The 6,659-nt window shown below is 72.4% G+C and carries 5 protein-coding genes and 1 pseudogene; 3 read left to right on the forward strand and 3 right to left on the reverse strand.

Annotation, left to right across the window (positions count from 1 at the left end):
• The coding region (locus GA0115242_RS01950; RefSeq protein WP_176729721.1) for a PucR family transcriptional regulator ligand-binding domain-containing protein at window positions 1-568 on the reverse strand (568 nt) is incomplete at its 3' end.
• Between the two features lie 186 nt (window positions 569-754).
• On the opposite strand from GA0115242_RS01950, the gene GA0115242_RS01955 reads away from it, so the two are divergent.
• The 3 genes from GA0115242_RS01955 (at window position 755) to GA0115242_RS01965 (ending at window position 4,936) form a co-directional block, all read left to right on the forward strand.
• Window positions 755-2,221, forward strand: a complete 1,467-nt coding sequence (locus GA0115242_RS01955) for a sodium:solute symporter (protein WP_093823817.1) — start codon at window positions 755-757, stop codon at window positions 2,219-2,221.
• Between the two features lie 64 nt (window positions 2,222-2,285).
• A complete protein-coding gene (gene speB, locus GA0115242_RS01960; protein WP_093823819.1) occupies window positions 2,286-3,254 on the forward strand; it encodes an agmatinase in 969 nt (322 codons plus the stop codon).
• Window positions 3,251-4,936 (forward strand): thiamine pyrophosphate-binding protein, encoded by a 1,686-nt coding sequence (locus tag GA0115242_RS01965; protein WP_093823821.1) that lies wholly within the window; start codon window positions 3,251-3,253, stop codon window positions 4,934-4,936. The genes speB and GA0115242_RS01965 overlap by 4 nt, the downstream gene beginning before the upstream one ends.
• 132 nt (window positions 4,937-5,068) lie before the next feature.
• On the opposite strand, the gene GA0115242_RS01970 is transcribed toward GA0115242_RS01965, so the two are convergent.
• Together GA0115242_RS01970 and GA0115242_RS01975 are read right to left on the reverse strand one after the other, a co-directional pair.
• Window positions 5,069-5,872 (reverse strand): endonuclease I family protein, encoded by an 804-nt coding sequence (locus tag GA0115242_RS01970; RefSeq protein WP_093823823.1) that lies wholly within the window; start codon window positions 5,870-5,872, stop codon window positions 5,069-5,071.
• A 219-nt stretch (window positions 5,873-6,091) separates the two neighbouring features.
• Window positions 6,092-6,659: pseudogene (locus tag GA0115242_RS01975) on the reverse strand (hypothetical protein); the annotation flags it as partial.

The following is a 6,659-nucleotide window of genomic DNA, read 5'->3' on the forward strand; positions in this document are numbered from 1 at the left end:
TCTCGGTGCCCTCCGGTCCGTACAGCACCGCCCAGCCGTCCAGACGGCGGGAGAGGCGGTGCAGGACCGAGGGGACCGGGTCCGGGCGGGACGCCGCCGCGGCCAGGCTCTGCTGCGCCTCCGTGACCCGCCGCAGCTCCGCCAGCCTGGCCTGCGCCATCAGCTGCCAGACCGCGCGGGCCACCGCCGCGAACGGCGTCTGCGGCGGCACCTCAAGGAGCGGCAGCCCGTACGCGTCGCAGGCCGCCACCAGGGCGCGCGGCACGGTGTCGTGCACCGGCGCCACCCCGAAGCCGAGCGCCGCGCCGCCCGCCGCCACGATCCGGGCGACGTAGTCGTCGAAGTAGGTGCCCGAGCCCGCCGCGTCCGTGATGTGCACGCCCGCCGTCAGCAGCAGCTCACCGCCGAGCAGGTACGGGTACGGGTCGGCCATCTCCGAGGTGTGCGCGGAGTGGATCACGGCGCCGGGGTCCGACGGGCCCGCGATCCGCCGCAGCGCCAGGTCCTCGCGGGCCAGCAGGGCGGCCAGCGGCACCGGCGGGGTGGGCGGGACGGGCAGCTCCGGCATGGTGTGCGTTCCCTCCAGTCACGTCACCGCGATTGGATGAAACGTACACTTCGCAGTCGCTTTCCGGCCACCTAGTGTCAGTCCCGACCGCCAGCCGCGGGTACGGGCGGATGTCCCCGCGAACCGCTGCGCGACCAGTCCCCACCTCTCACGACACGCCACCGAGAGTGCGCGAAGGAGGCCCCCATGGCCATCGACTACACCGTCATCGTCGTCTACCTGGCCGGCATGCTGGCCATGGGCTGGTGGGGCATGCGCCGCGCCAGGTCGAAGAGCGAGTTCCTGGTGGCCGGACGCCGCCTCGGCCCGGCCATGTACTCCGGCACCATGGCCGCGATCGTCCTCGGCGGCGCCTCCACCATCGGCGGGGTCGGCCTCGGCTACAAGTACGGCCTCTCCGGCGCCTGGATGGTCTTCACCATCGGCCTCGGCCTGCTCGCCCTCTCGGTCTTCTTCTCCGCGCGCATCGCCCGCCTGAAGGTCTACACCGTCTCCGAGATGCTCGACCTGCGCTACGGCGGCCGCGCCGGGGTCATCTCCGGCGTCGTCATGTGGGCGTACACCCTGATGCTCGCGGTCACCTCGACCATCGCCTACGCGACCATCTTCGACGTCCTCTTCGACATGAACCGCACCCTCGCGATCGTCATCGGCGGGTCCATCGTCGTCGCCTACTCCACCCTCGGCGGCATGTGGTCGATCACCCTCACCGACATGGTCCAGTTCGTCGTCAAGACGATCGGCGTGCTCCTGCTGCTCCTGCCGATCGCGGTGGTCAAGGCGGGCGGCTTCGCCGAGATGCGCGCCAAACTGCCCACCGGGTACTTCGACCCGCTGGGCATCGGCGGCGAGACGATCTTCACGTACGTGCTGATCTACACCTTCGGCATGCTCATCGGACAGGACATCTGGCAGCGCGTGTTCACCGCGCGCAGCGACCGCACCGCCCGCCTCGGCGGCACCGTCGCCGGCACCTACTGTCTGCTCTACGCGCTGGCCGGCGCCGTCATCGGCACCGCGGCCAAGGTGCTCTACCCGGACCTGGGCAGCGCCGACGACGCCTTCGCCACCATCGTCAAGGACGAACTGCCCGTCGGCGTCCGCGGGTTGGTGCTGGCCGCCGCGCTCGCCGCCGTGATGTCGACGTCCTCGGGCGCCCTCATCGCCTGCGCCACCGTCGCCAACAACGACATCTGGTCCCGGCTGCGCGGCGCGGTCCGGGACACCGGGCAGGCGCACGACGAGGTCCGGGGCAACCGCGTCTTCATCCTGATCATGGGCGTCGGCGTGATCTGCACCGCCATCGCCCTCAACAACGTGGTCGAGGCCCTCACCGTCGCCTACAACCTGCTGGTCGGCGGCCTGCTGGTGCCCATCCTCGGCGGCCTGCTGTGGAAGCGCGGCACCGCGCAGGGCGCCCTCGCCGCCGTCGTGGTCGGCGGCCTCGCCGTCGTCGGCCTGATGGCGGGCTACGGCATCCTCGCCAACGAGCCCGTCTACCTCGGCCTCTCCGCCTCCCTGGTCGCCTACGTGGCCGTCTCCCTCGCCACCCCCGCGACCGACGCGGCCGTCCTCGCCGCCTGGCGCGAGCGGCTCGCCGGGCGCGGCGCCCCCGACGACACCCCGTCCGAACCGGTACCGGCCGCCCCGTAGGCCACCGGACCGCAGCACCCGCGCGCCACCCGCGCGCCGAAGCGCAAGAAAGAGAGCAGTTCCCATGAGCGCCAACGAGACGCCCCGCGGCCCCGTCGACTCCTCCCGCGTCCCCCGGTACGCCGGGCCCGCGACCTTCGCCCGGCTGCCCCGGCTCGACGAGGTCGGCCGCGCCGACGTCGCCGTGGTGGGCGTGCCGTTCGACTCGGGCGTCTCCTACCGGCCGGGCGCCCGCTTCGGCGGCAACGCGATCCGCGAGGCGTCCCGGCTGCTGCGCCCCTACAACCCCGCGCAGGACGCCTCCCCGTTCGCGCTCGCCCAGGTCGCGGACGCCGGGGACATCGCGGCCAACCCGTTCAACATCAACGAGGCCGTCGAGACGATCGAGGCCGCCGCCGACGAACTCCTCGGCACCGGCGCCCGGTTGATGACCCTCGGCGGCGACCACACCATCGCGCTGCCGCTGCTGCGCGCGGCGGCGAAGAAGCACGGCCCGGTCGCGCTGCTGCACTTCGACGCCCATCTCGACACCTGGGACACCTACTTCGGCGCCGCGTACACGCACGGCACCCCGTTCCGGCGGGCGGTGGAGGAGGGCGTCCTCGACACCGAGGCGCTCTCCCACGTCGGCACCCGCGGCCCGCTCTACGGCAAGCAGGACCTCACCGACGACGCCAAGATGGGCTTCGGCATCGTCACCTCGGCCGACGTCTACCGGCGCGGCGCCGACGAGGTCGCCGACCAGCTCCGCCAGCGCATCGGGGACCGCCCGCTGTACATCTCCATCGACATCGACTGCCTCGACCCGGCCCACGCGCCCGGCACCGGCACCCCCGAGGCGGGCGGCATGACCTCCCGCGAACTCCTGGAGATCCTGCGCGGCCTGGCATCCTGCAACCTGGTGTCGGCGGACGTCGTCGAGGTGGCACCGGCGTACGACCACGCCGAGATCACCTCGGTGGCCGCGTCGCACACCGCGTACGAACTGACCACCATCATGACCCGCCAGATCGCGGAGGCCCGCTCCCAGTGACGCACGACCACGACCTCGAACTCCGCCCCACGGCCGCGCAGACCGCCGCCGCCCTCGCCCCGCCCGCTGGGCGCAACGGCGGCGACCTGGTCGTGGAGACCCTGGCCGGGCTCGGCGCGACCACCGTCTTCGGCCTGCCGGGACAGCACGCCCTCGGCATGTTCGACGCGCTGCGCCGCTCCGACCTGCGGTACGTGGGCCTGCGGGTGGAGAACAACGCCGGGTTCGCCGCCGACGCCTACGGCCGGATCACCGGCGAGGCCGCCCCGCTGCTGCTGTCCACCGGCCCCGGCGCGCTCACCTCGCTGGCCGCGCTCCAGGAGGCGGCGTCGGCCTCGGCGCCGGTGCTGGCGATCAGCAGCCAGATCCCGACCGCGGGCCTGGGCGGCGGGCGCCACGGCTACCTTCACGAACTCCCGGACCAGGCCGCCTCGTTCAGGGGCGTGGTGAAGTCCGTCCACACGGTCCGCGCCCAGTCGCAGATCCCGTCCGCGCTGGCGGCGGCCTGGAAGTCGGCGCTGACGGCTCCGCACGGGCCGGTGTGGGTGGAGATCCCGCAGGACGTGCTGCTGGCCCCGGCCGCGCTGCCGGTGGTGACGGCGGTGGACGCGACCCCGGACGACCTCCCGCCGCGCCCCGAACTCACCGCCGTCGCCGCCGATCTGCTCTCCCGGGCGGCCCGTCCGGCGATCATCGCGGGCGGCGGGGTGGTCCGCGCGGACGCCTCGGGCAAGCTGCGCGCGCTGGCGGAGCTGCTGGACGCGCCGGTGGTGACGACGTTCGGCGGCAAGGGCGCGTTCCCGTGGACGCATCCGCTCTCCCTCCAGTCCTGGCTGGAGGACCGGCACACCACCGACTTCCTGGAGGACGCGGACGTCCTGCTGGTGGTCGGCTCGGGCCTGGGCGAACTCTCCTCGAACTACCACACGTTCGCGCCGCGCGGCCGGGTGATCCAGATCGAGGCGGACCTCGGCAAGCTGGAGTCCAACCACCCGGCCCTGGGCATCCACGCGGACGCCCGCCTGGCCCTCCAGGCCCTGCTGGAGACGGCGGAGCGGCGCGAGGACCCGCGGGCGGGGGACCGGGTGGCCGAGGTCCTGGCGAAGGTGGCGTCCCGCATCGCGGCCCAGGAACTGACCCTGGAACAGCAGGTGCTGGCGTCGGTCAGGCGCGCTCTGCCGGCCACCTCCCCGTCCTTCTGGGACATGACGATCCTGGCCTACTGGGCGTGGTCGGCGTTCGACCCCGAGGGCCCCAACCGGATGCACTCGGCGCAGGGCGCGGGCGGACTGGGCTACGGCTTCCCGGCGGCGCTGGGCGCGGCGGCGGCCGACCCGACCCGCCCGGTCCTCGCCGTCTCCGGCGACGGCGGCGCGCTCTACTCGATCGCGGAACTGGCCACGGCCCGCCAACTCGGCCTGGACGTCACCTGGTTGATCGTCGACGACGGCGGCTACGGCATCCTGCGCGAGTACATGACGGACGCCTTCGGCGAGCCCACGGCGACCGAACTGACCCGCCCGGACTACGTGGCCCTGGCGGAGTCGTTCGGCGTCCCGGGCGTCAGGACGACCCCGGAGTCGCTGGAGGCGGACCTGACCGAGGCCCTGACCACCCCCGGCCCCTCGGTGGTCGTCCTCCCGGCGGTCCTGCGGATGTTCGCGGCGACGCATCTGGGGTGACGGGGGCGGAGCCGCCGGAGCCTCCGGCCGGGGTCCCCGTCGTCCGCCCGTCCGGCTTCTCGGCGTCCCGGACGGGGACGCCCGCGGCGCTGAACTCCCCGGCCCTGGCCGGGGAGTTGCGTCACGCCGGGACTACCAGATCGCCTCGACCCACTCCGGGTGGTCGATGAACGGGTTCCGGTTGTGCTGGTAGGTGTTGTAGATGACGTCGTTGCGCTTCTCCTCGAAGGCGCTCGGCGGGTCCTGCTCGTTCCACTGCTTCAGGACCGAGAGCTTCCCCATGTAGGGGTTGCTGCCGTTGTTGACCTTCTCGTTGGGCTCCAGGTCGGCCCAGCCGTCGTCGCCCTCGTAGCGCACGGCCATGTAGAGGATCATGCGGGCCACGTCGCCCTTGTCGGCGTCGCGCGGCTCGAAGGAGTCCGAGTCGACCTTGCTGCCGCCGCCGTTGGTGACCGAGCTGCCGCCGTTGTCGAAGTCCAGGTTGCCGCGCGTGCTGTTGACCTGGACGTCGGCCGCCCGCAGGTGGTGCAGGTCGGTGCCGGGGCCGGTCGCCTCGCCGAAGTTGCCGTGCGACTTGGCCCAGGTGTGCTCGCGGTTCCAGTCGCCGACGTCGCCGCCGTTGAGGGACTTGGCGCGGGAGACCCCGCTGTACAGCAGGATCACGTTGCTGCTGTTGTTCGGGTCCTGGTCGGTCGCCTTCAGGGCGTCCCAGACCGCGGAGTACGAGATCTTGCTCTGGCTGCTGATGATCGTGTGCAGCGAGGACTTGAGGCTCGTGCCGGTCTTGCCGACCGCGTTCTTGTAGTACGTCGAGTCGTACGCGGTCGTCGTGGCCGCTGCCGGGGTGGCCGTCAGCGTGGGGGCCGACAGGCCGACCAGAACGGCGGCACTCGTCAGAGCCACCGACTTCCAGCTGCGTATGCGCGTCGCCAACATGAAGGGGGGTCCCATCTACGCGGGTTGAATGAGGCGGCAGACGGGAGATTGGCATGAACATGCGGCCATGTAAATAAACGCGACGTGTCCGTTCGGTGACGGGGGGCGGCATTTCGGGTCGTGTCTACGCGAGTTGACCGTACGAAACCGCCCCCGACCGTACGGCCGGGGGCGGTTGAGGTGCGGAAGACGCGGCGAGCGGCCGTGTCCTCGCGGGGGCTAGCCGACGTCCGCCGGGTCCAGCCGGTAGACCGTCGACGTGTTCGACGCGTTCGACGTGTTCGACGCGTCCGACGTGTCCGACGCCGGGGAGTCGGACTTCCCCTCCGTCGTCGCGTCCGACGCGGACTCCGACTCCGTCTCCGCGCTCTTGCCGTACGCGCTCTCCTTCACCGCCGTCCCGTGCTTCTGCACCCACGTGGTGATCTCCTGGCTCAGGCTGTTGTCGCCGCCCATGCCCATCCCGCCGCCACCGAGCTGGATGTAGTGCAACTCGCCCTTCTTCACCAGTTCCTTGAGCTTGGCCAGCGTCATCGCCCGGTCGGAGCCGGTGAAGCCCCACATCGAGATGACCGGCTTGCCGGAGCTGAGGATCAGCTGCCCCGCGCTCTGCGAGTTGGAGACCGCCAGCAGCCAGGTCGCGCCGTCCTGGTGCTTCTCCAGGTACGTGATCAGCTCGCTGTCCGCGCCGCCCATGCCGCCGCCGGGACCGCCGCCCATGCCGCCGCCGCCCATGCCGCCGCGGGCGGTGCCGCCGGTGCCGCCGGTGCCGCCCGGCATCCCGCCG

The organism is Streptomyces sp. SolWspMP-5a-2, from assembly GCF_900091845.1.
Taxonomy (GTDB): Bacteria; Actinomycetota; Actinomycetes; order Streptomycetales; family Streptomycetaceae; genus Streptomyces; species Streptomyces doudnae.

What these genes read in the sequence shown, in the direction of transcription:
- GA0115242_RS01970 (WP_093823823.1), bottom strand. Translation starts at nt 5,872, where the DNA reads ATGTTGGCGACGCGCATACGCAGCTGGAAGTCGGTGGCTCTGACGAGT.
- speB (WP_093823819.1), top strand. Translation starts at nt 2,286, where the DNA reads ATGAGCGCCAACGAGACGCCCCGCGGCCCCGTCGACTCCTCCCGCGTC.
- GA0115242_RS01955 (WP_093823817.1), top strand. Translation starts at nt 755, where the DNA reads ATGGCCATCGACTACACCGTCATCGTCGTCTACCTGGCCGGCATGCTG.